This window comes from Pseudomonas sp. P4_C3 (genome assembly GCF_056402075.1).
On record NZ_JBFUIC010000677.1, the window covers coordinates 1 to 1,014 of the forward strand.

Consider the following 1,014-nt stretch of genomic DNA (forward strand, 5'->3'; position numbering starts at 1 on the left):
GTTGAAGGCTTGGACAGTCCTGCCCAGTGGATTTGCTCGTCGCTGCAATTGAAGCAGTACTGCGCGACGCCTGAAGGCTTGCCGCAGATGACTATACGAGGGCTATACCCGGTCGCGGATGTCTCTTGCCGAGGCGTACTTCGATGTACCGGAATTGGCAAACAAGCTGTGTAATTGAGTAGCAGCTACCACCCGCCATAGAAGCGGAGAGGAGACAAGAATGAGTCAAGTTAAACGCATTTTGATTGTAGGCAGCGGAATCGGCGGTGCCACCGCAGCTTATGCACTGCGCAGGGCGGGAGTGGACGTCCACTGTATTGATATCAAGCCGGGGATTCCCTCGGCAGGGTCTGGCATTTGCCTGTTACACAACACGGTCCGAGCATTGGACATGATCGGATTGGCGGAGCCTTGTCTCGACAGTGGTATGCGATTCGACGCGTTTCGGCAATTCGATTCCTCAGGTCAACTCCTGCGATCGGACCCTGCCCCCCCCAGCTGTGGCATCCGTCGGCCAGAACTTGCTCGAATCCTGGAGTCGGCAGCGCAAGGGGCTGGGGCGGTTCTGGATAAAGGGTTGACGATCGAACATCTCGACGACCGTGGGGACTGCGTCGAAGTTAAATTCTCGGATGGTCGCGAGGCTACCTATGACTTGGTAGTGGCTGCGGATGGAGCCTACTCCAAGCTCCGCGATCAGGTTTTCGGTACTGAGTGCAGGCCGCATTTTGCAGGTCAGAGTGTCTGGCGTTTCAACGCGCCGCGTCCGGCTCAGATTGATGGGTTCTGTCTGTACCGCAGCCCGACAGGGAAAACGGTGGGTTCTTTCCCGACATCGGAGAACAGCTGCTACCTGTTTTATCTCGAGAACAGTGTGGAGCCTCTGCGGGTACCAGAGGATCAAGCGAGCGCGATGATTCGCGAACGCCTTGCCGAATATACCGCGCCCGCTGTATTGGAAGCTCTTGAGCAGGTGACCGATGCCAGGCAGGTTATCTTCCGTCCGCTGGATAT

Annotated in this window: 1 protein-coding gene; it reads left to right on the forward strand. The window is 56.8% G+C overall.

All coding sequences use genetic code 11. The annotated features are described in order from the left end of the window. Positions 1–220: 220 nt before the first annotated feature. Positions 221–1,014 (forward strand): FAD-dependent monooxygenase (locus tag AC1DVH_RS31710; RefSeq protein ID WP_477757104.1); only part of this gene is annotated, 794 nt, incomplete at its 3' end.